The following is a 23,568-nucleotide window of genomic DNA, read 5'->3' as shown; positions in this document are numbered from 1 at the left end:
CCCGGCCTTATTCAGCCGTGCCCCATTCGTCCTTGGCTTGGGCGGTGGTTCTATTCAGCTTCACCGTGCCGTCCTCCACCGTGTCGATGGAGTCGACATGGATGAAGTGATGCTGACCCTTGGCCTCGGGATCGGTCCGGGTGAGCTTGATGCGCTGCCCATCGAGATGATCCACCGTGCCCACATGCCCGCCATCCGAACCGATGACCGGCATATGGTCCTGGATCTTGCTGGGATCGACCATGATCGGAACTCCTTATTCGGCCTTGGCCTTGGCGCCCTTCTTCCGGGGGGCCGCCTCGTCCTCGGCCGGAGCCTCGTCCGACCCTTCGACATTGATGCTCTGTGCGATCTGCGTCAGGAGCTCGTCGGTCTTCTTCTCCTCCTGAAGGGTCTCGTCGAGGAGCTTGGCGGCATCCTCGTAGCCGAGCTGGCTCGCCCAGGTCTTCAGGGTGCCGTAGCGCGCGATTTCGTAGTGCTCGACCGCTTGGGCGCAGCCGATCAGGACCGCATCCGCCGCCGGGCTGCCGCCGAAATCCTCGAGATCTTCTTCCATCTCGGCGGTCAGGCCCTGCATGGCCTCACAGGTCTTCGAGCGTGCGGACTTGCCGATGATCTCGAACACCTGCTGGAGGCGCTCGACCTGCACGGCGCTCTCCTCGGCATGGGTCTCGAACGCCTGACGCAACTCGTCGTGCTCGGCGGCCTTGGCCGACTTCTTCAGAGCGCGAACGGATTGTCTCTCAGCGTAATAGACGTCCTTGAGCGTCTCGTAGAACGCATCGTGCAAGGTTTTCTGCTTGGCAGCCATAGATACCATCCCAATTTGTCGAATGTCTTATTTGATACCGACGCGTCGCAGCGCTGTCCGTCTCCTATGAACGCTCGCGTTGCCTTGCGGGTCCCAAAAAAGAAACGTCGGGATTTCGGGGAAAACTATGAAGAGCGCTGCCGTGCGGGGAACCTTTCGCCGCCAGCCTGGCTCCCCCGCCGCCGCCCGGTCGAGCCACGCCGGTGGTTGGCTTCAAGGCGCCGTGGCAGAATCGTCCGTTGCCTCCTGAAGCAGTCCGGGGGCGAGGCCGGAAATCTCCCGCGCGAGGAAACCCAGTGGGCCGATATCGGCGGCGAGGCGATGTCCCGCTTCGCCGTGCAGATAGACCCCCCAGAGGGCCGCGGTGAGGGGAGCGGCCCCTCGGGCGAGGAGCCCGACCACGAGGCCCGCCAGGGCATCGCCGGAACCGGACGTCGCCAAGCCGATGCCGCCGCCCTCGTAGAACCAGTGCGCGCCCTGCGGATCCACGATCCAGGTCTTGGCGCCCTTCATCACCACGACGACCTGCAGCGAAGCCGCTGCGTCGACGGCCGCGCGCAACGGATCGGCCTCGATCTCATCCCGGCTGCGATCCAGCAACTGGGCCATCTCACCGGCATGGGGCGTGATGACGGCCCGGCTTCCGAAAGCGCGGATGTCGGCCGCGTGGGCACCGAGCCCACAGAGGGCAGCGGCATCGAGGATGAAGGCGGCGGACGAGTGCTGCTTCAGCAAAGCCATCGTCAGAGCGGTCGTTGCCTCATCCTCGACCATGCCGGGTCCGATCAGGATGGCATCGCAGCCCTTCGTCACCGCCAGCAGCCGATCGAGGGCGCCCTGGGCCTCGACGCCGCCCGATGGCGTTTCCGGCAGGCCGACGACCATGGCTTCGGGAATCGCGAGGGCCAGGGGGATGGCCACGCTGCGGACGGTGGCGATCTTCAGCTTGCCCGCGCCGGCCCTGAGAGCCGCGACCCCTGCCAGGAGGGCGGCCCCGGGCACTTCCGTGGAGCCGCCGAGGACGAAGGCGCTGCCGCGTTCGTCCTTGCTGCCCTCATGGGGGATGGGAAGCCGAAGCGTCCGGAGCCGGGCGAGGGTGAGGCTCTGCGTTTCCATTACCGGGCCGCCACGTTCGCGTCGGGTTCGGAGGTGACGGGTGCGCCCGCCTCGAACAGGGGCGCCACGAAATTGTAGCGTTCCAGCCTCAGCTTACCCGTCGTCTTCTCCTCAGGCTGGAAGCTGTATTCCGTGACGGAGCAGTTCACGACGTCGCCAGCGGCATCGATGGCGAGAATCTCCGCCTCGGTCATCTCCTCCAGCAGATAGCGCAGGCATAGAACCACGACCTGATGCGCGACGATGAGGACGCGCTTCTCACCGTGATGCAGGGACACCGTGTCGAGCGCGCTCCTGAGGCGCAGGATGACGTCGCACCAGCTCTCGCCGGACGGTGGCCGGTGATAGAACTTGCCCAGGCGCCGGCGCATCTCGGCCTGTTCGGGATGCAGCTGTTCGACGCCCGAGCGGGTCAGGCGGTCGAGGATACCGAGCTCCTTCTCGCGAAGCCGCACATCGACCAGGTCAGCCGGCACCTGATCCGCCAGGCCGCCTGCGGCGCGGATGCGGGAAGCGGTCTGCCGCGCTCGCCTATAGGGCGAGGTCAGCACCGTCTCCGGTCGCTCGTTCGGAGGAAGCGTAGCGAACCATCGGCCCAGCGCGTCGGCCTGTTCCTCGCCTCGTTGGCTCAAGGGGACGTCGACGTCGCGCTCGGCGATATCGATCCGCGCAAGATTGGCCCCATGCGCCGCTTCGCTCGCGACGTTGCCGGCGCTCTCACCGTGACGAACGATCCAGATACGGTTCGGCCAGCATTGTCCCATTCGTGGATCCTGTTCCGATGCCGTTGCCTAACGTCCGTGATAACCTCCGGGTTCGGCAATGCTCGCTCTGTTTCTGTGACGCGGCCCCATGAATTCGGGTGGAATAGTCTGCGTCGAATTGTCGGAATCGCTGCCTCGATGACGCTTCATTATGGAAAGGGGAGAGAGAAAGGCCGCATGGCGTTCGGCCTGCACATGATCGAATTTTGTTTGGGGCCATGATTGCCTCAGGCTCTGAAACGGCAAGCCGCGTCTGGGCCCGGCCCTGTAGAGCCTGGGTTCGGAAACCCTATGGTTCTTCATCGGGCCGCGGGATCGACGATCCGGGCACCGTCCGTTCCATGGCGTTCAGGCTGCCGGCGAGGGTGTGAGCGGCCTCACGGCACAATCCGACCTGTCGAATGCCGTCCACCATGGCGGGCTCAAGGGTCTTCGTGTCGTAGACCGTCCAGCCGCCGAGTTCGGGGGCGATGGCGTAGACGGCATGTTCGTTGTCGTTCACGGCACGCCTCGCTTCAAGGGAGTGAGGAGGAGGCGCGGAGGCCGGATTCCCCCTTCCTCGCAGGTGGCGACGGCCCCGTGCGCAGGCAGCGCCCCTTCCCGATTCGCCAACGGCCGAGCGCGTCGCGGGTTGCGGAGCGACGAAAAAACCCGCCTCGGCTCACGCCGGGCGGGTAAAGTTTTGCTCATAGGAAGGCTCCTCACGAGGAGCGATCACACCATGTGCCTTCTGGTATACCAGCGTCAAGCATAGAATGCCGAAGATTATCGAGATCCCTCATCGAAGTGTCTCGGCAAAACGGATCGGGATCATCTCGTGATCGACATCGATAACAGCGACGATTGTGATGGTATCCTGTTCGTCGGAGAATGATGACGCTCCGGGATCGTTGAAGAAGGACGGGGAGCCGCCGGCCCCTCGCCCTTCCGTGGTCATTCTCGAAGGCTCGGACCGTCAGACGATGAAGGATCCATTGTCGAGCACATGATGGCCCTGAAGGATGACGGCGAAATCCGTCGCCCCATCGCCGTTGGTGTCGCCCTGGATCAGGGTGTTGCCGCCGCCGAATTTCATCCGCAATTCACCGGCCTCTCCCGAGAAGGCATCGGTTCCGATGAAGTCGAAGCCCTGGTCCCCGGCCTGCCCGAAATTCGCATCGATCGCACTGAGATCGATGCGGTCGCCCGCGGCGAAATCGAAGTCCTTGATGATGTCGCGTCCGCCGATGGCGACGTCGCTGTCGGTGGCATCCTTGAACACGAACGTGTCGGCACCGCCGCGGCCATAGAGAAGGTCACGGCCGTCACCGCCGTAGATCTCGGTGTCGCCGGCATTGCCGTAGATCTGGTTGTTGCCGGCATTGCCGTTGGCGATGAGATCCGCGGTTCCACTGAGAACCATCTTGTCGGTGTTGGCTTCCATCGTGTGGCTGACGGTCGAGCGGATCGTGTCGAAGCCTTCGCCCGGCTGCTCGGTGGCGCGATCCCCGGCATTGTCGATGACGTAGGTGTCGTTGCCGGTGCCCCCGCGCATCGTGTCGGCGCCGCTGCCTCCGAGCAGGGTGTCGTTGCCGCCATGGCCCGTCATGACGTCGTCGCCAGCACCGCCGCTCAGACGGTTGCTGCCGTTGTTGCCGGTGATGTCGTTGTCGAGGTCGTTGCCGAAACCTCTCAGGTTGCGAGCCCCCGTCAGGACGAGGTTCTCGACATTGGCTGAGAGGCCGTAGGTCACGGAGGCATAAACCGTGTCGTTGCCCTCGCCCGGAAGTTCCACGATCTTATCGCCGACCCTGTCGACGAAGTAGGTGTCGTCGCCGAGACCGCCATGCATCGTGTCGTTGCCGGTTCCGCCGTCGAGAATGTCGGCTCCGCCCTTGCCGAATAGGGTGTCGTTGCCGCCGCCACCATTGAGCACGTTGTCCCCGCCGGTGCCGAAGATGGCGTTGTTCAGAGTGTTGCCCGTCCCGTCGAGATCCCCGGCTCCCGTCAGTACGAGCCGCTCCACATTGGCCCCTAGGGTGTAGTCGATCGAGGCGCGCACGGTATCGGTGCCGTCGCCAGCCAGTTCTATGACTCGATCGCCGGCATCGTCGACCACGTAGGTGTCGCTGCCGGTGCCCCCGCGCATCGTGTCCGCGCCGGTGCCGCCGATAAGGGTGTCATTGCCCCCGCGTCCGGAGAGCGTGTCTTCGCCGGCGCCCCCATCGAGGCGGTTGGCACTGTCATTGCCGGTCAGGCCGTCGGCGCCGTTGGTTCCCGTGGCGTCGATGGCACCGGTTCCGATCAGGATGACGTTCTCCACGTTGGCGCCGAGGCTGTAGGTCACCGAGGAGCGGACGGTGTCGTTGCCCTCGTTGGCGGCCTCAATGACCTGATCGCCCGTGGAATCCACGACGTAGACGTCGTCACCGGCCCCGCCGCGCATGATGTCGTCGCCGGTGCCACCTATGAGGACGTCGTCGCCGCCGCGTGCGGTGAGGCGGTCGTTGCCGCCTGCGCCATCGAGACGGTTGTCCCCGCCATTGCCGACGATGCTGTTGTCGAGGGTGTTGCCCGTCCCGTCGATGGACCCGGTGCCCGTGAGAACGAGGTTCTCGACGTTGTCGGGAAGGGTGTAGGTCACCGAGGAGCGAACGGTGTCCTCGCCTTCGTCGGCATCCTCCACGACGGTGTCGCCGGCCGAATCGACAATGTAGGTGTCGTCGCCGGCGCCGCCGATCATGGTGTCGTTGCCGGCGCCGCCGTCGAGGGTATCCCCACCGATGCCGCCGCGCAGCGTGTCGTCGCCGTCGCCGCCCGTCTGGGTGCCACCAGCATCGATGACGATGTCGATGAGATCGGGCGTGGCGTCGAGGTTGAGCCCGACCAGGGAGACGGTCTCGTCCAGGGTTCCGAGGAGGAGATCCACGGTGCCGCCCACGAGATCCGTGGCGAGGTCTACAACGTTCGCAAGAACGCCGGGGCTGGTTTCCGTCCCGAGGTCGACCGGCTGGAATGGCAGGTCGAGCGTCGCCAGGACCGTATCGCCGAGCTTCACTTCGACGCCGTCATAGCCGCCGCTGGCCGAGACCGTCCCCGTAGCGAGGCCCGTCGAGGCTTCGATCTCCCAATTGCCGGTGTAGTTGTAGGTAAGGCCGTTCGCTTCGACGGTGAGAACCTCGAACGTATCCGTTCGGCTGCCGCCGAGGAGGAGGTCTCCGACACTGCCGACCAGACCCGTGAACGTGACGCTATCGGCATCGCCGAGATTGGGCAGGAAGAAATCACGAACATCGAAGCCGGCATTGGTGAGGATCGATACGGTTGCCATAATATTCTCCAACCCCAGGGACTGTAACCAACTGGTCAGTTTGAAGCCCATGCTAGATCGATTGGCATGGGCAGGCTTGTCGCTTGCGCAGATAAGCTTCACCTGCCCCGATACTGTTCCGCGAAAACTCCGATCTCCCAAATGATAGCCGACATTGGTAGGATAGGATACTTAATGGAATGTTTAATCAGTAATGATGAATGTGAAGAATTAGATGGAAAAGTCGCGAATTGATGCGGCGCAATATCAAATAGATGCATAGCGATAAAATATTGTATCGGCCTGTGTATTCGAGCTAATCAAAGCGTGGGCATGCTGCGTGTGAGCTCTTGGAGAGACCAATTTGGATCGTTCTATGGCCGAGATGGGCGTTTGACGCTCAGTCCCGACTTGAATCATGGCCGTGATCACATGTATGAGGGGCGTTATCGAAGAGTCTCACACCACGTCGCGGTGAGCCCGTTTCCTGCCACGCACGGCATCGACAACCCGTATGGGGCCATGCCGGGAAGGCTGGTCTCGGCGAGCATTGTCGCCGCCCTGCCGCGTTGCGTACCCTTTTTCAGAAGATCGGTTTCGTCGCGGACCGCCAAACCCGTGGGCAACCGTCCCTCGATGGGCGCATCGGCAGCCGACTGAAGAGCCGGAGCCAAGCTCAGCCAGTCCGCCTCCCGACAGAAGCTGGCTTTCGCCCGATGGCATCATGCGAAGCGCCGCAGTCATCGTCGGCTCCGTGGCATCGTCTCTCAACACCGACACGACCACTTGGAATCAGCAGACTGTCATTGGTGACAACCTGCATTGGCGCGGTGCCACAAAAGAGCAGGTCGGCACGGCCGTTCTTGGCTGGATCGCCTGCAAGGAAACCGGATCTTTACTCGAGTAGAGCCCCTATGATCGACGATGAAGACGCCGTGCCCGACCCCCAAGCGGAGATCGCGCCCCCACTGGTGACGACGACCATCATTCCAGTGCGCAAGGCGTGGCGAAGGCGGCAGCATAGATGTGGAGCGAGCCGAAGTCACAACCAACGAAGGCGTCGAGGTGAGCCGCACGATCCGATTAGAGCTCCAATGCGTCGGGCTCGACGTGGCCCGTGGACGTTCGGGAAATCTGCCGGGCGTGGTGGAAGCTCTACGAGGCGCAGTCTGGCCAAGAAGCTGACACGCGCCCCATTCGGACCCTAAGGCCGGTGGAGGCATCTCGCCGCCGACAGCATCAGAACCGCATAGGCGCTCGCCGCACCTTCGACGCTGTCAGAGCCTCAGGCCAGTAGCCGGCCCATTCGATGACGGCGAGGGTCAGGCCAACGGCAATCACGACGAGCGCAATGATGGCCTCTGTCCGGGTCCAGCGTCGTCGCGTCCACCGGCTCAGGATGATCGTCAATCGTAGAAACTGATCCATCCGGACAGTTTATCACTTCCGTGCGTCTGGGTCGCCGCTCGGCATATCCCAGTCGAGGTAAGCTGCACGGGGGGGACGACGCCTATCGTGAAGCCGGGCGGAAAGCTCATCATCCGGCCGACGATCCGGTATACGCGGGATTGTCGTGGGCATATCGACGGCGTCCTCTACGACGCTCACGCGCATCGAAAATGGCTGTCCGACGTCGGCTACGAGCGCCCGACTCGCGGTCTGGGCGAGCCCATAGTGATGTTCGTCGAGGATGTGCCGAGCTACTTCGAGGCGGGGACGCCAGCTACCGCACGGTGCCGGTTTATGTCTGCAACCTTGACCACCGGTACCTCTGGCCGCTGACACGGGATGAGACCGTAATCCGTTTCAAGGTCAAAGGGGTGCCGTTTTGATGACTGAAGACAGCGAGTTGACGCTATCGTTTGCAAATAATAACACTCGTCTTGTTGATTTATTCTGTAAAATCCATTCCTAGTGCATGAATTATCAGCCTGGCTCCTTTGGTGATTGATGGCAGGGATTGTGCAATATTTTGCGTCCGCAGTCGCGGAAATGAAATTTCTTTCATTATTTGCATGGGCGGCAACCCCGAGCTATATGAAGGATCTAATTAAAGCCTGCAGCAAAAGAACGATCGCTGAGGAAGCACTGGAATCAAAGCAAAATAGTAAGGCCTTATCTGTTGCGGTTTGCTCGTAGCTACAGGAGGCATGTTCTTGGCCGTCGGAAGCAGATCGATGTCGGGTCATCGAAAGCCGGACCCATGGGAGGGACGCTCACGCCTGCCCTCCCCAACATAGGAAAGAGACAGGCCCGAGCGATCCGGTAATCTATGATCTATACCCTATCTGAAACTTAAGCTGCCCGGCTCAGGCCATGGCGGCTTTCTCGTGTGTGCATCGCGCATCACCAAGGATTGCGAACTATTCGCGCTTGCGGCATTGCGGGGCGACGCGATGACGAACAGGATCACGGTTTCGATGGCAACAGATGGAACTCTCAGTGTTCTCACCAAAAATCGGGACCGCCACGTCACGCGCAAGGTGACTGAGTTTCACCACATGGAGCGCTGGACGGAGCTGCTCGCTGCTGCAAAGAAAAGCAGATCCGCTGATGGGCGCCTTCGATCGCTGATCTATGAATATCATGCTGCGATCCGGCTCGATAATCCCGAAGAAATCGAGCGCTGCAAAAAATTACTCGCCGAAATCAAGGATGCGGAACAACTTATCAAGTATTCGGCGTCGCTGGTGAAATGGAAGCTGCCTGTTCAAGCTGCTGAAATACTCGCGAGCTTGCCGTGGGGATTTCAGTCCAGCGTGGCAACGAAGCTAGCTAGGCGTATTCAGGCATCGTCGCGAGACAAGCTGGTTCGTCGGAAGGTGCGGCGCTTTATCGTTGGCGCCTCGACAGATGACAGCGCTACGAGTGTGATCCATCGTTACCCGAATGATCTCGGTGATGTAGTCATTCCCGGGTCACGAATTGAGGTCGTTCGCGGCTCTGGCGTCGATCCGAAGATTGAAGCCCTCGCAAACTCATTGGTCGCGCGATCTGCCGCAGTGCTGAGGGCTAACAAGTTTCCTTTCGTAAAAGAATATAAAAATGTTAGGGTCACCAAGCTTGGGCAGATTTCACCTGCAAACGGCGAGCTGGGTGATGCGAATGACAGCTCTTTAAATTTATCTGACTCATCCTCCGTCCCGGTTTTCGATGAAGCATTTATTTGCGCCGGGAAGCACAAAGGCTATTTTGAGTGGATCGTCAGACGGCTCAGCTCTTTGAGTTGGTATCTTGAGCCAGGAACGCCTAAATGTCCGATACTATTGCGCAAAGAGCATTGGAACCTGGCGGTTGACGCTCTTGGCGCCCTTTGTGTTCCGAAGGAGAGAATGGTCGTCATCGACGGACCGGTCTTATGCCGTCGTCTTTACGACGCTCACGTCCCAATGTCGACGTTGATACGTAAACCCGCGTTTGAGCGAGCATATGGTGATTTGATCAGAGCGGCTGAGCGACTGAATACGCCTCCAATGCCTAGCCGTTTTTACATTTCTCGCCGCGACTCCGCCCGTCGCTCCATAGCCGACGAGGCAGCATTTGAGAAAGAGATGATCGCTCGCGGAATCGCTCCATTGGTACTAAGCGAACTCGGCTTGCTCGAAAAGATCAATCTGTTCCGCAATGCGGAATTAGCCATCGGCGCACATGGCGCTGGTTTCTCGCATCTCGTCTTCGCCAAGCCCGGCATGCGGGTCATCGAGATCACGCCCACGTCCTTAACGGAATCGAAAATGCTAGGAGTGCAGACGTGTTTCACGCGCCTGTCGGCGATGTATGGCCATCATCATACGTTTATGCTGCAAGGCATGGACCCGGTAACGTCCGAGTGGTCGCCGGATATCGCAGATATCGATAGGGTGCTGGCCGCTGGTTGATGGCTCTACGCACGATTTGGGTTCAAACATATTCCGAGGGGTGACTACGAAAGCCATTATCCTGGCAGGCGGGCTCGGTACCCGTCTCAGTGAAGAAACTTCGGTAGAGCCCAAGCCCATGGTGGAAATCGGCGGCCGGCCGATCCTCTGGCACGTCATGAAGATCTACGCCGCCCATGGCGTAAACGATTTCGTGATCTGCTGTGGCTATAAAAGCTACGTCATCAAGGAATACTTTGCGAACTATGCGCTTCATAATTCCGACATGACGATTGATCTCTCGAGCGACGGGATGGTGTTCCATCGTCGCTGGGCCGAGCCCTGGCGCGTAACGCTGGTCGATACCGGCGAGGAATCGATGACCGGCGGCCGACTGCTGCGGACCGCGGACCACGTCCGTGACGAGAAGGAATTCTTCTTCACCTAAGGCGATGGGCTGGGCGATGTGGACATCACCGCGAGCCTCGCCTTCCATCGGGAGCATGGCCGGCGAGCCACCCTGACGGCGGCGTACCCACCGGGTCGGTTCGGCGCCCTGGGCATCCACGACAAGGTCGTCACGAATTTCGAGGAGAAGCCCAAGGGCGATGGATCGATGATCAACGGCGGCTTCTTCGTGCTCTCGCCGAAGGTCATCGAGCGCATCACCGACGATTTCACCGTCTGGGAACACGAGCCGCTGCGCGGTCTCGCCAGCGACGGCCAATTGATGGCGTACGAGCATCGCGGCTTCTGGCAGCCGATGGATACGCTGCGGGACAAGCACTTGCTCCAAAGCTTATGGGCGTCCGGCAAGGCTCCGTGGAAGGTATGGGCATGAGCGCCGCAGCCGAGCGTGGGGGAGCCGCGTGGTGGCGCGGCAAGCGCGTCTTCGTGACCGGCCATACCGGCTTCAAGGGGGCATGGCTGTCGTTGTGGCTTACCCGTTGGGGTGCGGAGGTCACTGGCCTGTCCCTGGCACCGCCGACGCAGCCGAGCCTCTTCGAGGAGGCCGAGATAGCCAAGCGGATGACCTCCCATATCGGCGACATCCGTGATGCCGATCTCGTCCGGCGCCTGATTGTTGAGGCACAGCCGGAGATCGTGCTGCATCTCGCGGCACAGCCTCTCGTGCGCCTGTCCTATCGTGAGCCGGCGGAAACCTACGCCACCAACGTCATGGGGACGATCCACGTTCTGGAAGCCGTCCGCGCCACGCCGTCGGTGAAGGCGGTCGTCTCTGTCACCAGCGACAAATGCTACGAGAACCGCGAATGGCCCTGGGGCTATCGTGAGAACGACCCGATGGGCGGGCACGACCCCTACAGCAGCAGCAAGGGCGCGTGCGAAATCGTCATCGCGTCATGGCGCAAGTCGTTCTTCTCCGCCCCGGATTCGGCGCGGGTCGCATCGGTGCGGGCGGGCAACGTCATCGGCGGCGGGGACTGGGCGGAGGACCGCCTAGTTCCGGACATCCTGCGGGCCTTCGAGGCCGACCAGCCCGTCGTGATCCGCAATCCGGGGGCGACCCGGCCGTGGCAGCACGTGCTCGAACCGATCGGCGCCTATCTCCGCATTGCAGAGCATCTGTACGAGGACGGCCATGACTGGGCCGAGGGCTGGAATTTCGCCTGTGACGGGGACGACATTCGCCCGGTCGGCTATATCGTCGACCGCATGGTGAAACTGTATGGCGGCACCGCGCGCTGGGAATTGGACAAGGACGGGCATGTCCATGAGGCGCATGCCCTGTCGCTGGACTGCTCCAAGGCACGCCAGCGGCTCGGCTGGCGGCCGACATGGCGGCTGGACCGGACGCTGGAGCGGATCGTCGAATGGTCGCAGCGGCGGCTCGCCGGCGAGCAGGTCGGTGCTTTGAGCGAAGCGGAGATCGACCTGTTCCTGGCCGACATGGCCGCACGCCAATAGAGTGATGTGGCCTGATGTGGACTGGGTGAGGAGGCCGGAACGGTGAGGGTCGCAATAACCGGAGCGTCCGGCTTCCTGGGCAAGAGAGTTACCGCCGCGCTCGTCGCACGGGGCGACGAGGTCACATGCCTCTCCCGTCCTTCGTCGGAGGTGGAATCTGGCGGAGCATCCGTCCTTCGCTTCTCGAATGCGGAGGAAGCGGGCCGCCATGCGGCTTCGCTTGCACCCGCCGTGCTGATTCATCTCGCGGCTGCTCAGGGGCGGCGAGGCGAAAGCCCAGCGACAATGGTGGATGGCAACGTGACCCTGAGTGCCGCGTTATTCGGAGCGATGCGGGACGGAACGCTGTTCATCAACACCGCGACGACGCTTCCGCCAGACGTGAACCTTTACGCCCTGACCAAGTACCAGTTCGTCGCTCTTGCCCGCCTTCTCGTTTCGCAGGGACGAACCGGCGTCCATATGGCGAATGCAGAAGTCCAGATGATCTACGGGCCGGGAGACGATCCGGATAAGTTCGTGCCCGGCCTCGCGCGGCAACTGATCGCGAATGTAAAGCCGCTCTTGACCACGCCGGCCACCCAGCGGCGTGATTTCATCCATGTGGACGATGCCGTCGCGGCAATCCTGACACTCGTCGATTCCCGTGCGCAGCTTCCGGCTTAGCAGGATGTGCCGATCGGGTCCGGCGTGGCGGTGCCGCTCGGCGATTTCATCGAGCGTGCCATCCTCGCGAGCGGCTACGGCCAACCATGGCAGAAGTCGCTGCCGCCACGGGCGGGAGAACCGCCAGAAATGGTAGCCGACGTCTCGGTCCTGAGACACCTTGGCTGGAAAGCTCGTGTGACCCTCGATGCCGGCATCGCCCAGTTGCTCGACGATGCGCGCGACCGCGCGAGCGCCATCGCCTGAAGGGCATCACGACATGGCCGGCTCCTGATCCGGGCCCGGCGGCGCGACACTGAGATACCGGCAACCAAGCGAGGAGTTCGGCGTTCTTGCTCGAGAACTCCGCCTCGGTTTGCACGCCCTTTCGGTGAGGGCCGCCTCACGCCGCGGCGATTTTTTTGGTGCCGATGCCCTTACTTGCCCGCGCGAGCCACGGCCCCATCATTGAAGCTGGCATGGTCGAGCGCACTTTTGATGAGCGCGCCGTCGACGGTCCAGTTGGACAACGTCGGGGTAGATGTTTGGTTCCGGCATTTGGTGAGGCTGGTTTTGACCTACCCCCATTCGGTAGCCCAGGTTCGAAGTTAGTGTATCGTCGGTCGCGTGACGATGGCAGGGCGAGCGAGCGGCGGTGAGCCGTTCGGTTCCGTTGGCCAGATGATGACCTCGGGCGCAGGCGGCTGGTAGCGGAGCGACGAGTGCGGTCGGATGCTGTTGTAGTGATGGGGCGGACGCCCCCCGACGGCATCGACGTGCCAGACTGGTGGTGTTGTGAACCACCCGAGGGAGGCGTCCGTGACAGAGGTTAGCATCATCGGCCTGGATCTGGCCAAGAACGTCTTCCAGGCGTACGGCGCGAACGCTGCCGGTGCGCCGATCTTCCGCAAGAAGCTGCAGTGAGCAGGTGCTGGCCTTCTTTGCGGCCCAACCACCCTGCCTCGTGGCGATGGAGGCCTGCCCCGGCGCGCATCACTGGGGCCACGAGATCGGCAAGCTCGGCCACACGGTCAGGCTGATCGCGCCTGCCTACGTGAAGCCCTTCGTCAAGCGCCAGAAGAACGACGCGGCCGATGCCGAGGCGATCTGCGAAGCTGCGCAGCGTCCGACCATGCGCTTCGTTGCCGTGAAGAGCGAAGCCAAGCAGGCCTCCGCGGTGATCTTCCGGACCCGCGACGTGCTGGTCGGCCAGCGCACCCAGCTCATCAACGCGATCCGCGGCCATCTTGCCGAGTACGGCCTGATCGCGGCGCAGGGGCCCGCCCATATCGAGCGGTTGATCGCGCAGATCGAGGATCCCGCTTCGGACATTCCTCCAGCCGCCCGCGCCAGCCTCGCCGTTCTCGTCTGTGCGCTCCGCCATCTGCAGGAGCAGACCGCAACCCTGGATGCTGAGATCGCCACGCGCGCGAAGGCCGACGATACGGCACGGCGGCTGATGAGCGTGCCGGGCATCGGCCCGCTGATCGCCACTGCCATCGAGGCCCTGGCCCCGCCCGTTGAGACGTTTCGTTCGGGCCGCGACTTCGCCGCCTGGGTCGGGCTGACACCGGTGCAGCGCTCGACCGGCGGCAAAGAGCGCCTGGGTCGCACCTCGCGCATGGGCGAGCGGACGCTGAGACGCCTGCTCATCATCGCGGCCAGCGCGGTGGTACGCTGGGCCAAGCGCAAGGGCGTGCCGGCCGACTCATGGCTCGGCCAAATGCTCGCTCGCAAGCCGCCGATGCTGGCCATCGTAGCTGTGGCGAACAAGAACGCGCGCATCGCGTGGGCCCTTCTGACGAAGGGTGGGATCTACCGAGCTCCGGCCGTCACCGCGTAGGCGGGGCGGACGCGAGGCTGTCGGAGGGCGTGAGGAGGTCGACGGACAGGTATGGCGCAACGTCGGTGAGACGGAGTTGGGAGAACCAGGCGCACGGGGAGCGCTTCGAGCGCGCTGTAGTGATGTGGTCCCGACTCTCGCACTCCCATACGGGCCCGCGGCATGTGACCCGCCGCATCAGAGGCCGGACACATGGCAGCACCCGATCACGCACCGCACCCGTCCAGAGATTTTGCTTGCACCCGAAGGGGCGTCCACACATGAAGGGTCGTGGACGATGTGCAACCTCTGCAGTCTCATCACCTCGCAGGCGGACATCCGTGAGGCATTCGGCGCTGCGGAGGATCGCGCCGGCAACCTTCCAAGCTTGTCCGGCATCTTCCCCGACCAGATGGCGCCCATCGTGCGGATCGAAGATGGCAGGCGGGCCCTCGAGATGTTTCGGTGGGGCATCCCGGGTCCGAAGCAGTACGGGGAGCACCCGGTCACGAACGTCCGGAACGTGAGAAGTCCGCATTGGCGGCCCTGGCTCAAGCCGGAATACCGCTGCCTCGTCCCGGTCTCCTCCTTCAGCGAATACGCGGACACCAAGCCGAAGAAGACGCCCACGTGGTTCGCTCTCGATGACGACCGGCCGCTCTTCGCCTTCGCCGGCATCTGGCGTCCCTGGACCGGCGTGCGCGGCACCAAGGCCGAGAACCCCGATAGGGAGGAGGCCGAGCACCGGCTGTTCTCGTTCCTCACCTGCGATGCGAATGGGATAGTTGGCCCGGTCCACCCAAAGGCCATGCCGGTCCTGCTGACGACGCCGGAGGAATGGCGGACATGGCTCGAGGCGCCGACCGAGATCGCCCTTGAGCTACAGCGCCCGCTGCCCGACGCCATGATGAAGATCGTTACTGCCGGTGCGCGAAAAGATCCTGCGGAATGAGCATTGTAGCGGGGATCGGTTGGTGGATCGGCACGAACGGCGCCATTGCTGCCTACTGCGCGTAGGAAAGCCAGAACCGGTCCGCGATCGCCGCCTCCATGCCAGAAATGGCTGCGTTGAAGCACACAAACAAAAAAAATTATCTCGAACACTTAGCACAGCTCACGCCTTCGGGCTAAGGCCCATGAGGCCGTGGGCAGCCGGATCGATATTGCACACCTGGCTGGCAAGGTCCGTTTCGGGTCTTCGCAGTCATTGTTGCGGTGGACGAAGCGTTCGAACCTATCGAGGCGAGCGAGGCTCTATCCAGGATTGTCGGCCTGGATTGGCGCCTCTATAACCCTACCATCCGCAAAGAGGGGATACGTAAAGTCGCGACTGGGTTGCCTCGCGTCGGCACGTCTTCCGGAAGACCGGCGTCGGGCACGAGAGGCGCGGAGGGACACGTCACATGTTGCGCATACGACCCACTGTTCCGCCCTCGCCCCAAAAACTCAAACGTCTAGCCAAAGAAGCAGACGAGCTCGGCCAGAACGAATTGGCCATTCAATATCTGAAAGAGCTATATTCCATTAATAGCGACAACGAAGAAGTAAATATAAAATATATCCGTGTTCTTATAAAAAATAAAGACACGTCTACTGCCGAAGATATTGCCGAAAAATATTATCAACTCGGATCGCCAAGCGCGAAGATTGTACAAATGTATGCCTTACTGGATTATAATACTTATACTATTCCATCATGTCTCGATCTCGTCGAGCGCAAGCTCAAAATTTTTCCTGACCATTGCGCTATTCATGCAAGAGCGTCGGTTGCGTATTGTTGGCATGGCGATATCGAGCGTGCCAAGCGCCATGCGAGAAAAGCGATGGCTCTTTCGGACAATGAGACCGTGGCGGAGACGATCCGCAGGTGCCTCGCCAAGCGGATCTATAATTTCGGTCATGAGGACACAGCCGACTGGATCTGCCGGATCGGACGGGTCGGTCGATCCGTCGACCACGAAATTTTGTACGATCGGCTTCTGATCAGAACCGGGAATGCCGCGGACAATCCGACAACCTATCGCCTCTTTAAGAAGCTGCTCGCGATAGATAACTTTGCTCAGCGCGCAGACCTGATCGAAGACTATGTCGACTTCACATGGCGGTTGGACGGCCCGTCGATCGCCTTGGTCGAGATGATCGATGAGCATGTTGCCCGGCATCCGGCGGATATCCAAGATAGCCTCCTGTTGATGAGGATCTCGCTCCTCGTTCAACTCGGCTTGGACGACAGGGCTCTGGTGACGCTCGACGAGCGGCCGGCGCTGAAATCCAAGTTTCGTGGCTGCCTGTCGGTTGCCAAACTCATCCAGAGCCATCGCCTTGCGGTACCGCCTGAAGCCGCGGCCGATGTCGAAGCATATGCCGATCTCTACGGCCAACTCGCGCGCAGCGAGGCGGTTTTGAGAGAGCGTCTTTCCGACGAGTGTCGGTCGATCGCGGTCGTCGGTAATTCCAGCTGCGAAATCGGCCGTAACAACGGTCAGCGGATCGATGCCCATGACGACGTCGTTCGGTTCAACAGATTCGATACCGATCCTCCCTACGATGTCGATTATGGTCGGAAGACCACGATTCTCGTCCGTCACGGTGCCGACAAGACGGATTTCGAACTCAGGGACGACGGTGCCTCCCTGGTCATCATTTCCTCGGGGAGCATCCTCTATCGAGGACGCGCATGGCGGGCTGCCAAGCGGTTGCATGACGACGGCCGCACCCTCTGCGTTTTTCCGCAGCGATTTCACACCGAACTGTCTGGCCTGATCAAGGGCAGCCCGAGCTCGGGCATTTCATTCATCTACCTCCTCAACCAGCTTCGACCGAAGTTGAGGCGAGAAGATTTCTTTGGGTTCTCGTTCACCGACCAGATCGAATCCAGCCAATGTTCGGCCCATTACTTTGAGAAGGCCAAACCCTCCTTCGTCCATCAATGGAAAAACGAACGCGACCTTTTCGATAGTTTGTTCGACAATGAGGCCGGCCGGTGATGAAAGCGAGACTCCTGGGGGACCACTCGGCGTATCACTCCGGTTCGGAGGCTGCTTTCCTCACCCTGAAGCGAACCGTGAGCGTGAGCCACGAAATCACCGAAAAAGACGATTACGATATCCTATTCGTCAATGGCGAAGGGTCAATGCATCACAACTGCAAAGACTACGTCGAGAAAATGACCGCGTTGAAGACCGCTCTCGACGACGGGCGGAAAGCCGCCCTCGTCAACACGGTCTGGCAGGAAAATGGCAGTACCTTCGATGCAACACTGAGGCGCCTTCACGAAGTCGTCGTTCGAGAGCCGAAGAGTCAAGCTGACCTTCTCGGCAGGCATCAGGTCTCGTCGCGCGTCCATCTCGACCTCTCCTACTATGCGGAGATCGACGAGGACGCGCCTGTTACAGACTGGTCCAAGCAAATCGTCGTCAGTGACTTTCATCATCGCGAGCAGGATTTCTGGTATCGCATCACGCGCGGCCCCTTGGCCCAGAGAACTTACTTCGACATGCGGGACCATAGCTGGTCGTCTCTGGTAAGGTCCCTCAGAACCTGTCGTCTCGTCGTGACGGGACGACACCACGCGGTCTATGCCGCCTGCGTGGCGCGTCGACCCTTCGTCGCCATGACCGGCAATACGCACAAGATCGAGGGCCTGATCGCGGCATCGGGCTTTCCGATCCCGGTGGTCACATCCATCCGTGAAGCGAGCAAGACGCTGCATTGGGCGCTCGAGAACCGGGGAATGTTCACCGAATTCTTCCACTGGATGGACGAATATCCGCGCTGGGCGCCATAGAGAAATCCGCGACCGGATCGCCGGCCGGGATTGGGCAGGCCATATACGGTTTCGCGCCCGTCTGGTGCGATCCCGGCATCCGGCGGGTCCGACGTTTCGGCAATGGGTTGGGACAAGAGTGAAACATGCCGATTCTCCACTTTTGCGGCGATAGTCACCTCCTGCCGGTCAAGTACGGTTTCAAACGGGGACTGTTCGCTCCGTTCGACTGTCGCTTCGAGGCCGTCGGCGGCGCGACGGCGGTGGGACTGCGTCATCCCACGTCGAAGAAGCAGGCCCTTGTCCGATACCGGTCCTGCCTGCTGCCCTTCGACCCGGAGGTCATTCCGATCTTTCAGCTCGGCGAAGTGGATTGCGGCTTCGTCGCCTGGGTACGATCTCAGCGCTATGGCGAAAGCGTGCCGGACCAAATCACGCAGGCCCTCGATGCCTATCGAGGGTTTCTCTGCGAGATCAAGGCTGCCGGCTACGACAACCTGATCGTCACAAGCGCAACACCTCCAACCCTGCGCGATGGAGAACTGGACGGAGACGTAGCGCACCTGCGCCGCGAGGTTCAGGCGACCTACCGCGAACGCAGCGATCTGACACACGACTATAACCGACGCCTTGCTGCCATCTGCCAAAGCGAGGGTTTCACCTTCGTCAATCTAACGCCCGATTTCACCGACCCCCAAACCGGCCTTCTAAATGAGACGTTCCGGAACACCGATCCCTTGGATCACCATCTTCAGAACGACGTCGCATCGAAGGTCTGGGCCCGACGAATTCTCAAGGTAGTCCGCCACGCCGAACCGGATGCCGTCGAAGCGCCGGCCCCGGATCTACCAAGCGTGATCGAGCAATCCGGCGGCTCGGGCAGCCCGTCGACGCCGTGCCGGATCGAGAAGCTCGGTGTCTTGGGCTTCAGCTATGCGAATGCCGAAAAGTCGGCGCACAAGCTCGCCGAGGAGCACTTCTACACGATCAACCTCGGCGATAGCGCGCAGACTATCGCCATGCGGCAGTTGCTCGACGGACTTGGTGTCGACGCTGCGCAGGTCGAAACCATCGACCGGGATACGTTGCCGACCTATTCAGGCGCGCCCGTCGCCCTCTTGATGAATGGGGTGTTCTTCGACCGCAACTTTCCGGTCTCCGACAAAATCACCCCGATCTTCGTGGGCTTCTGCACGAAGAGCGCCGATGCGGTGCGGAGAAATCGCGACTGGTTCAAACAATTCGAACCCATCGGGTGCCGCGACATCCATACGACCACGCTTCTGAAAGCGGAGGGGATTGTGGCCTATGTCACCGGATGCGTGACGGCAACGTTCCCCCGACGCACCAAACTACCCCGCCGTGGGCGCGTCTTCGTCGTTCACGGGCTACAGGCGGGACAGCTTCCCTCAGCCGTCTTAAAACACGTTCCGGGCGACCTGTTGGACAAGGCCGAGTTCATCTTTCATAGGCTCCCGGTGAACGAACTTCCACTGTCCTCGGAATCCCGATCATGGATCGAGCACTACGAGCAGCATCTTCTCGACCGCTATCGCAACGAAGCCAGTTTTGTCATCACCCCGTTGCTCCACGTGGCGTCACCCTGTCTTGCTATGGGTGTGCCGGTGGTGGTCGTGCGAAAGAATCTCGATACGCGCTTTGGATTCTTACAGACGCTTATACGCGTCCATACGCCCGAAGATCTGGATCAGATCGACTGGCACCCGAATGCCATCGACATTCGTGAGACCGCCCGCGCGTTTAATGAGGACGTAGAACGTCGGATTGCAGCGTTCCGGGTGTGAGCCAAGGTTGAAATGCTCGCCGGACGGCGGCCATCTGCCGGGATCAATCATCTCCGCTCCCGCCACAGCCTTGATGGCGCTTGCCAACGGTCGTGATTGCGGTGCTTAAGCTTCGACGGTCTTGAGAATGGTGTCGAAGGGGCTACTGCCTTTGCGGTGTGCAGTATCGACACGGTTCGGATAGGCCGGGAATCGCATACCCTCGTGGCTCGGAACCGAATGCCGGCACCTCCCCCGTTCTCGGGGATGAACTCCAGGTCGGTCCTCACCGGTTGCCCTCGGCCGGCGCAGCCAGTCGCACACCAGGCCGCCCGTGGTTCAAGAACTCGACGCCTGCCGCTTCGAGAGTTACCTGTACCTTGCGCATGATATCGACCCCGCTGGTCAGCGTGCTGCCGGCACCAGAGGTGTTCGTGCCAGCGTTCTCCGCTTGGCCAGCTGCGCTCGCCCGACCAGCTCCGCCGGCCAAGCTACCTGTGGTGGAGCGGCCTGACCTTGACCCAGCAAAGTGGTCCGCGCTGAGCGCAAGTTTTTCGGGCATCTTGAACCCTGAAGGAGGGAGGATGCCATGCCTCGCAAACGCTTCACGAACGAACAGATCGCCTTTGCCCTGCGACAGGCGGAGAATGGCGGCACGGTGGGCGAGGTCTGCCGGAAGATGGGTGTATCCGAGTCGACGTTTTACCGTTGGAAGAAGCAGTTCGTCGGCATGGGCGTGCCTGAGATTCGGCGGTTGAAGCAGCTGGAGGACGAGAATGGTAAACTCAAGCGGTTGGTCGCAGACCTGACGCTGGACCGCTCGATGCTGCAGGACGTGCTCAAGCGACCCGAAGGGCAGCGTCAGCAAAAGTGGTGAGGCCCGCCGTTCGCCGTGAGATCGCCGGTCACCTGCAGGTGGCCTACGACATCAGCCAGCGTCGGGCCTGTCTGGCCACCGGCTTCGGCCGTTCGTCCCAGCGCTATACCAAGCGCTCTGATCCGCAGGTCGCGCTGCGGATGCGACTGAAGGAGCTGGCTGCCGCACGGGTCCGCTACGGTTACCGGCGGCTGCACATCCTGTTGCGACGGGAGGGCTGGAAGGTGAACCACAAGCGCACTTACCGGATCTACCGCGACGAGGGACTGTCGATCAGGTCCAAGCTGCCCAAGCGCAAGCGGGCCTGGCGATATCGCCAAGGGCGACCAGCGATCGGTGGGCCCAACGAGGTCTGGGCGATGGACTTCGTATCCGACCGCATCTTCGACGGGCGTCCGTTCCGGATCCTGACGGTCGTCGATTGCCACACGCGAGAGGCGCTCTCACTCACGCCGAGAGCCAACTTCCGCGCCTTCCAAGTGACCGAGGCTCTCGATGCTTTGGTCCGGCTGAGGGGGCGGCCCAAGAGCCTGCGGGTCGCCAATGGGCCGGAGTTCGCCGGCCGCATGCTCGACCAGTGGGCTTACCTGAACGGGGTCGAGATCGACTTCTCCCGGCCGGGTAAGCCGACCGACAACGCCTACATCGAGTCGTTCAACGGTCGTCTACGGGCGGAGTGCCTGAACGCCTCGTGGTTCCTGTCGCTGGCCGATGCCCGCGAGCGCATCGAGATCTGGAGGTGCCAATACAACGAAGATCGACCCCACACGGCCTTGGGCGGCTTGCCCCCCGAGCCTTCGCCAACCAAGCTGTCACAGCCCGAGAACTTTCATTGGCCGTGGACCACAAAGCGGGTCAACTCCAAAGCCTACCGCGCACTAACTTTACCCTTGGACCACCGCGTGGGGGCCGATCAGAATGACCCGTCATTGCCTTGGATCGCCGCCGCGTACCCCCATGAGACAAGCGACAACGCTGCGTAGATTGAAACCAGGGCTAGCCCGGTTCTGCTGATTCTCATCGCTTAAAACACCGTACTATCGGTGAGACACCTAGCAGGCGCCTGAGCGAACTCGGAGGCTAGAGCGGTGTCCGATCGGCTTGAATCGACCGGGGTTTCGGGGGCGGCGCAGATGTGATTCGATGCGCGGCTTTCCGAGGAGGAGAGCCGGATGCCCTCAGCCCTGTCAGTCGATCTGCGTGAACGGGTCGTGATGGCGATCGAGGCAGGAGCCTCGCGCCGGGAAGCCGCCAGACGGTTCGAGGTTAGTCCGGCTAGCGCCGTGCGCTGGCACGAGGCCTTCATGCGGGAAGGACGCACATGGGCCAAGCCGATGGGCGGCGATCAGCGCTCGCACGCCATCGAGGCCCAGGCTGGCCTGATCCGGCGGACCTATGAGGCCAAACCGGAACTGTTCCTGCGGGAGCTACGCACCCATCTGGCCGAACGCGGCCTGCGGGTCGGGGTCAGCAGCCTGTCCCGCTTCTTCAAGCGCCACGGCATCACGCGTAAAAAAACACCGGCCACGCCGCAGAGCAGGATCGAGAGGACGTGAAGGCCGCGCGCCTGGCCTGGTTCGAGGGCCAGCTCGACCTCGATCCAGACCGGCTCGTGTTCCTGGACGAGACCGCAACCAACACGAAAATGACGCGTCGCTACGGATGGGCGCTGCGTGGCAAGCGCTGCCGGGTGGCCGTGCCGTTCGGTCACTGGAAAACCATCACGGTCACAGCGGGACTGCGGGCCAGCGGCCTGACGGCGACCGCGCTCTTCGACGGCCCCATGACCGGGGTCCGCTTCCGCCGCTATGTCGATGAGACCCTGGCGCCGACTCTGAAGCAGGGTGACACAGTCGTGCTCGACAACCTGCCCGCCCACAAAGTCAGCGGCATCCGCGAACGCATCGAGGCGGCCGGTGCCCGCCTGCTCTACCTGCCGGCCTACTCGCCCGACTTCAATCCGATCGAACTGGCCTTTGCCAAGCTCAAGGCCTGTTTGCGAGCCCAGGGCGCCCGCACGGTTGTGGAACTCTGCGACACCATCAAGCAGGCCTTCAGGCGCTTCACACCGAATGAGTGCCGCAACTACCTCGTGGCCGCAGGCTACGATGCTTTCGATCCAACCTGATCGGATGCCGCTCTAGGTCGGATTGCAGCGCACGAAGATCTTAAAGTCACCACGCCTACGAGCGTCGGGTTGTTCGCCTACCTTTACGAAATCCTCGCCCACGACCCTACCGTTCGGGCATTCGCCCTTCATGGCAGCCAGCGACATCGTATTGCGATCCTGCTGGATGTCGGCATCATACTCGGCCTCGTACACGTTGCGCACGGTCACCGTGTAGTCGTGGGTTGCCGTTGGTGTCCGGTCCACCCGCACCTCGCCACTCCGCGTTATCAGCGACAAGCGCGTGTTGTTGGAGCATCCCGCCACCGCGACGAGACAGAGAGTGACGATCAGCTTCGATTTCATGGGTGCCCGATCCCCGACTGAACGGACCACCTAACCGATGACTGCACGTACAACCAAGATGGATCGCAACCGCAGCCACGATGCGCGGCGACGTGATGTAGCGTGGCGACACTACGCTCTGAACGCTGTGATGGCGGATCGTGTGGTGGTGGCGACGACTGAGCGCGCCGCATCCTCCCCGCCGTCCTAGGTCCACGACCGAGCGCCGCAACCATCATCACCAATCGGCCATCAGTCGAAGCTGCCAGCATCCGTCGGTGGTGCACCTCTGGCCAGGGTGAGTGATCCCTGGCCGCATCGTCCCGCTCCTGCCTCAATACTTAAGACTGAGGCCGGCCGCGCCGACCGCGCACACGCTGTGCCGACGGGAGGGCATCTGGAACGAGGGTTGCGATTACAGGGTTCGGGAAATGGTCGAATGCAGCGCCGGTCGCA

Annotated in this window: 18 protein-coding genes and 4 pseudogenes; 13 read left to right on the top strand and 9 right to left on the bottom strand. The window is 61.8% G+C overall.

Annotated elements, in window-relative coordinates:
• Positions 1-7 precede the first annotated feature (7 nt).
• The 7 genes from ACYQR9_RS03685 to ACYQR9_RS03655 all read right to left on the bottom strand — a co-directional run bounded on the left by ACYQR9_RS03685 (position 8) and on the right by ACYQR9_RS03655 (position 6,001).
• On the bottom strand, positions 8-244 hold the full coding sequence (locus ACYQR9_RS03685; RefSeq protein ID WP_056422565.1) for a DUF2171 domain-containing protein: 237 nt from the start codon (positions 242-244) through the stop codon (positions 8-10).
• A gap of 12 nt (positions 245-256) precedes the next feature.
• Positions 257-811 (bottom strand): YciE/YciF ferroxidase family protein, encoded by a 555-nt coding sequence (locus tag ACYQR9_RS03680; RefSeq protein ID WP_461228738.1) that lies wholly within the window; start codon positions 809-811, stop codon positions 257-259.
• A gap of 213 nt (positions 812-1,024) precedes the next feature.
• Complete coding sequence (locus ACYQR9_RS03675; RefSeq protein ID WP_461228737.1) at positions 1,025-1,927, bottom strand: NAD(P)H-hydrate dehydratase; 903 nt, start codon at positions 1,925-1,927, stop codon at positions 1,025-1,027.
• On the bottom strand, positions 1,927-2,691 hold the full coding sequence (locus ACYQR9_RS03670) for a histidine phosphatase family protein (protein ID WP_461228736.1): 765 nt from the start codon (positions 2,689-2,691) through the stop codon (positions 1,927-1,929). Before ACYQR9_RS03670 ends, ACYQR9_RS03675 begins: the two co-directional genes overlap by 1 nt.
• Before the next feature lie 289 nt (positions 2,692-2,980).
• Complete coding sequence (locus tag ACYQR9_RS03665; protein WP_461228735.1) at positions 2,981-3,193, bottom strand: hypothetical protein; 213 nt, start codon at positions 3,191-3,193, stop codon at positions 2,981-2,983.
• Between the two features lie 276 nt (positions 3,194-3,469).
• On the bottom strand, positions 3,470-3,628 hold the full coding sequence (locus ACYQR9_RS03660; RefSeq protein WP_461228734.1) for a hypothetical protein: 159 nt from the start codon (positions 3,626-3,628) through the stop codon (positions 3,470-3,472).
• Between the two features lie 18 nt (positions 3,629-3,646).
• Positions 3,647-6,001, bottom strand: coding sequence for a calcium-binding protein (locus ACYQR9_RS03655; protein WP_461228733.1), 2,355 nt, complete (start codon positions 5,999-6,001; stop codon positions 3,647-3,649).
• A 703-nt stretch (positions 6,002-6,704) separates the two neighbouring features.
• On the opposite strand from ACYQR9_RS03655, the gene ACYQR9_RS03650 reads away from it, so the two are divergent.
• The 6 genes and pseudogenes from ACYQR9_RS03650 (at position 6,705) to ACYQR9_RS03625 (ending at position 12,678) form a co-directional block, all read left to right on the top strand.
• Positions 6,705-6,887 carry a hypothetical protein gene (locus ACYQR9_RS03650; protein ID WP_461228732.1) on the top strand — a complete coding sequence of 61 codons (183 nt, stop codon included), beginning with the start codon at positions 6,705-6,707 and terminating at the stop codon, positions 6,885-6,887.
• Positions 6,888-8,376: 1,489 nt separating this feature from the next.
• On the top strand, positions 8,377-9,858 hold the full coding sequence (locus ACYQR9_RS03645) for a glycosyltransferase family 61 protein (RefSeq protein WP_461228731.1): 1,482 nt from the start codon (positions 8,377-8,379) through the stop codon (positions 9,856-9,858).
• Positions 9,859-9,898: 40 nt separating this feature from the next.
• Positions 9,899-10,678 (top strand): annotated as a pseudogene (gene rfbF / locus ACYQR9_RS03640) (glucose-1-phosphate cytidylyltransferase).
• A complete protein-coding gene (rfbG, locus tag ACYQR9_RS03635; protein ID WP_461228730.1) occupies positions 10,675-11,766 on the top strand; it encodes a CDP-glucose 4,6-dehydratase in 1,092 nt (363 codons plus the stop codon). The pseudogene rfbF and the gene rfbG overlap by 4 nt, the downstream one beginning before the upstream one ends.
• A gap of 42 nt (positions 11,767-11,808) precedes the next feature.
• A complete protein-coding gene (locus ACYQR9_RS03630) occupies positions 11,809-12,432 on the top strand; it encodes an NAD-dependent epimerase/dehydratase family protein (RefSeq protein ID WP_461228729.1) in 624 nt (207 codons plus the stop codon).
• 6 nt (positions 12,433-12,438) lie between these two features.
• Complete coding sequence (locus ACYQR9_RS03625; RefSeq protein WP_461228728.1) at positions 12,439-12,678, top strand: hypothetical protein; 240 nt, start codon at positions 12,439-12,441, stop codon at positions 12,676-12,678.
• A gap of 341 nt (positions 12,679-13,019) precedes the next feature.
• Here ACYQR9_RS03625 and ACYQR9_RS03620 read toward each other — a convergent pair.
• Positions 13,020-13,157 (bottom strand): annotated as a pseudogene (locus ACYQR9_RS03620) (IS3 family transposase); the annotation flags it as partial.
• 73 nt (positions 13,158-13,230) lie between these two features.
• Here ACYQR9_RS03620 and ACYQR9_RS03615 point away from each other — a divergent pair.
• From ACYQR9_RS03615 to ACYQR9_RS03585, 7 genes and pseudogenes are all read left to right on the top strand, one after another.
• Positions 13,231-14,254: pseudogene (locus ACYQR9_RS03615) on the top strand (IS110 family RNA-guided transposase).
• A 277-nt stretch (positions 14,255-14,531) separates the two neighbouring features.
• A complete protein-coding gene (locus ACYQR9_RS03610; RefSeq protein ID WP_461228727.1) occupies positions 14,532-15,185 on the top strand; it encodes an SOS response-associated peptidase in 654 nt (217 codons plus the stop codon).
• 451 nt (positions 15,186-15,636) lie between these two features.
• A complete protein-coding gene (locus tag ACYQR9_RS03605; protein ID WP_461228726.1) occupies positions 15,637-17,220 on the top strand; it encodes a glycosyltransferase family 29 protein in 1,584 nt (527 codons plus the stop codon).
• Positions 17,220-18,020 carry a polysaccharide pyruvyl transferase family protein gene (locus tag ACYQR9_RS03600; RefSeq protein WP_461228725.1) on the top strand — a complete coding sequence of 267 codons (801 nt, stop codon included), beginning with the start codon at positions 17,220-17,222 and terminating at the stop codon, positions 18,018-18,020. The genes ACYQR9_RS03605 and ACYQR9_RS03600 overlap by 1 nt, the downstream gene beginning before the upstream one ends.
• 125 nt (positions 18,021-18,145) lie before the next feature.
• Entirely contained in the window at positions 18,146-19,804 is a 1,659-nt protein-coding gene (locus ACYQR9_RS03595) for a polysaccharide pyruvyl transferase family protein (protein WP_461228724.1), read from the top strand.
• 568 nt (positions 19,805-20,372) lie between these two features.
• Positions 20,373-21,492: pseudogene (locus tag ACYQR9_RS03590) on the top strand (IS3 family transposase); the annotation flags it as partial.
• A gap of 340 nt (positions 21,493-21,832) precedes the next feature.
• A protein-coding gene (locus ACYQR9_RS03585) for an IS630 family transposase (protein ID WP_461227386.1) occupies positions 21,833-22,788 on the top strand; the annotation gives its coding sequence in 2 pieces (ribosomal slippage) (positions 21,833-22,172 and positions 22,172-22,788; 957 coding nt in all).
• A 12-nt stretch (positions 22,789-22,800) separates the two neighbouring features.
• On the opposite strand, the gene ACYQR9_RS03580 is transcribed toward ACYQR9_RS03585, so the two are convergent.
• Positions 22,801-23,133, bottom strand: coding sequence for a hypothetical protein (locus tag ACYQR9_RS03580; RefSeq protein WP_461228723.1), 333 nt, complete (start codon positions 23,131-23,133; stop codon positions 22,801-22,803).
• Positions 23,134-23,568 lie beyond the last annotated feature (435 nt).

This window comes from Methylobacterium sp. CM6241, from assembly GCF_054817845.1.
The sequence above is the reverse complement of the archived record's forward strand: the minus strand, read 5'-3'. Positions and strand labels throughout refer to the sequence as shown.

Bases quoted from the DNA above. Each gene is read 5' to 3' on its own strand.
- ACYQR9_RS03685 (WP_056422565.1), bottom strand. From the start codon at position 244: ATGGTCGATCCCAGCAAGATCCAGGACCATATGCCGGTCATCGGTTCG.
- ACYQR9_RS03680 (WP_461228738.1), bottom strand. From the start codon at position 811: ATGGCTGCCAAGCAGAAAACCTTGCACGATGCGTTCTACGAGACGCTC.
- ACYQR9_RS03675 (WP_461228737.1), bottom strand. From the start codon at position 1,927: ATGGAAACGCAGAGCCTCACCCTCGCCCGGCTCCGGACGCTTCGGCTT.
- ACYQR9_RS03670 (WP_461228736.1), bottom strand. From the start codon at position 2,691: ATGGGACAATGCTGGCCGAACCGTATCTGGATCGTTCGTCACGGTGAG.
- ACYQR9_RS03660 (WP_461228734.1), bottom strand. From the start codon at position 3,628: ATGACCACGGAAGGGCGAGGGGCCGGCGGCTCCCCGTCCTTCTTCAAC.
- ACYQR9_RS03655 (WP_461228733.1), bottom strand. From the start codon at position 6,001: ATGGCAACCGTATCGATCCTCACCAATGCCGGCTTCGATGTTCGTGAT.
- ACYQR9_RS03650 (WP_461228732.1), top strand. From the start codon at position 6,705: ATGCGAAGCGCCGCAGTCATCGTCGGCTCCGTGGCATCGTCTCTCAAC.
- ACYQR9_RS03645 (WP_461228731.1), top strand. From the start codon at position 8,377: ATGACGAACAGGATCACGGTTTCGATGGCAACAGATGGAACTCTCAGT.
- rfbG (WP_461228730.1), top strand. From the start codon at position 10,675: ATGAGCGCCGCAGCCGAGCGTGGGGGAGCCGCGTGGTGGCGCGGCAAG.
- ACYQR9_RS03610 (WP_461228727.1), top strand. From the start codon at position 14,532: ATGTGCAACCTCTGCAGTCTCATCACCTCGCAGGCGGACATCCGTGAG.
- ACYQR9_RS03605 (WP_461228726.1), top strand. From the start codon at position 15,637: ATGTTGCGCATACGACCCACTGTTCCGCCCTCGCCCCAAAAACTCAAA.
- ACYQR9_RS03600 (WP_461228725.1), top strand. From the start codon at position 17,220: ATGAAAGCGAGACTCCTGGGGGACCACTCGGCGTATCACTCCGGTTCG.
- ACYQR9_RS03595 (WP_461228724.1), top strand. From the start codon at position 18,146: ATGCCGATTCTCCACTTTTGCGGCGATAGTCACCTCCTGCCGGTCAAG.
- ACYQR9_RS03580 (WP_461228723.1), bottom strand. From the start codon at position 23,133: ATGAAATCGAAGCTGATCGTCACTCTCTGTCTCGTCGCGGTGGCGGGA.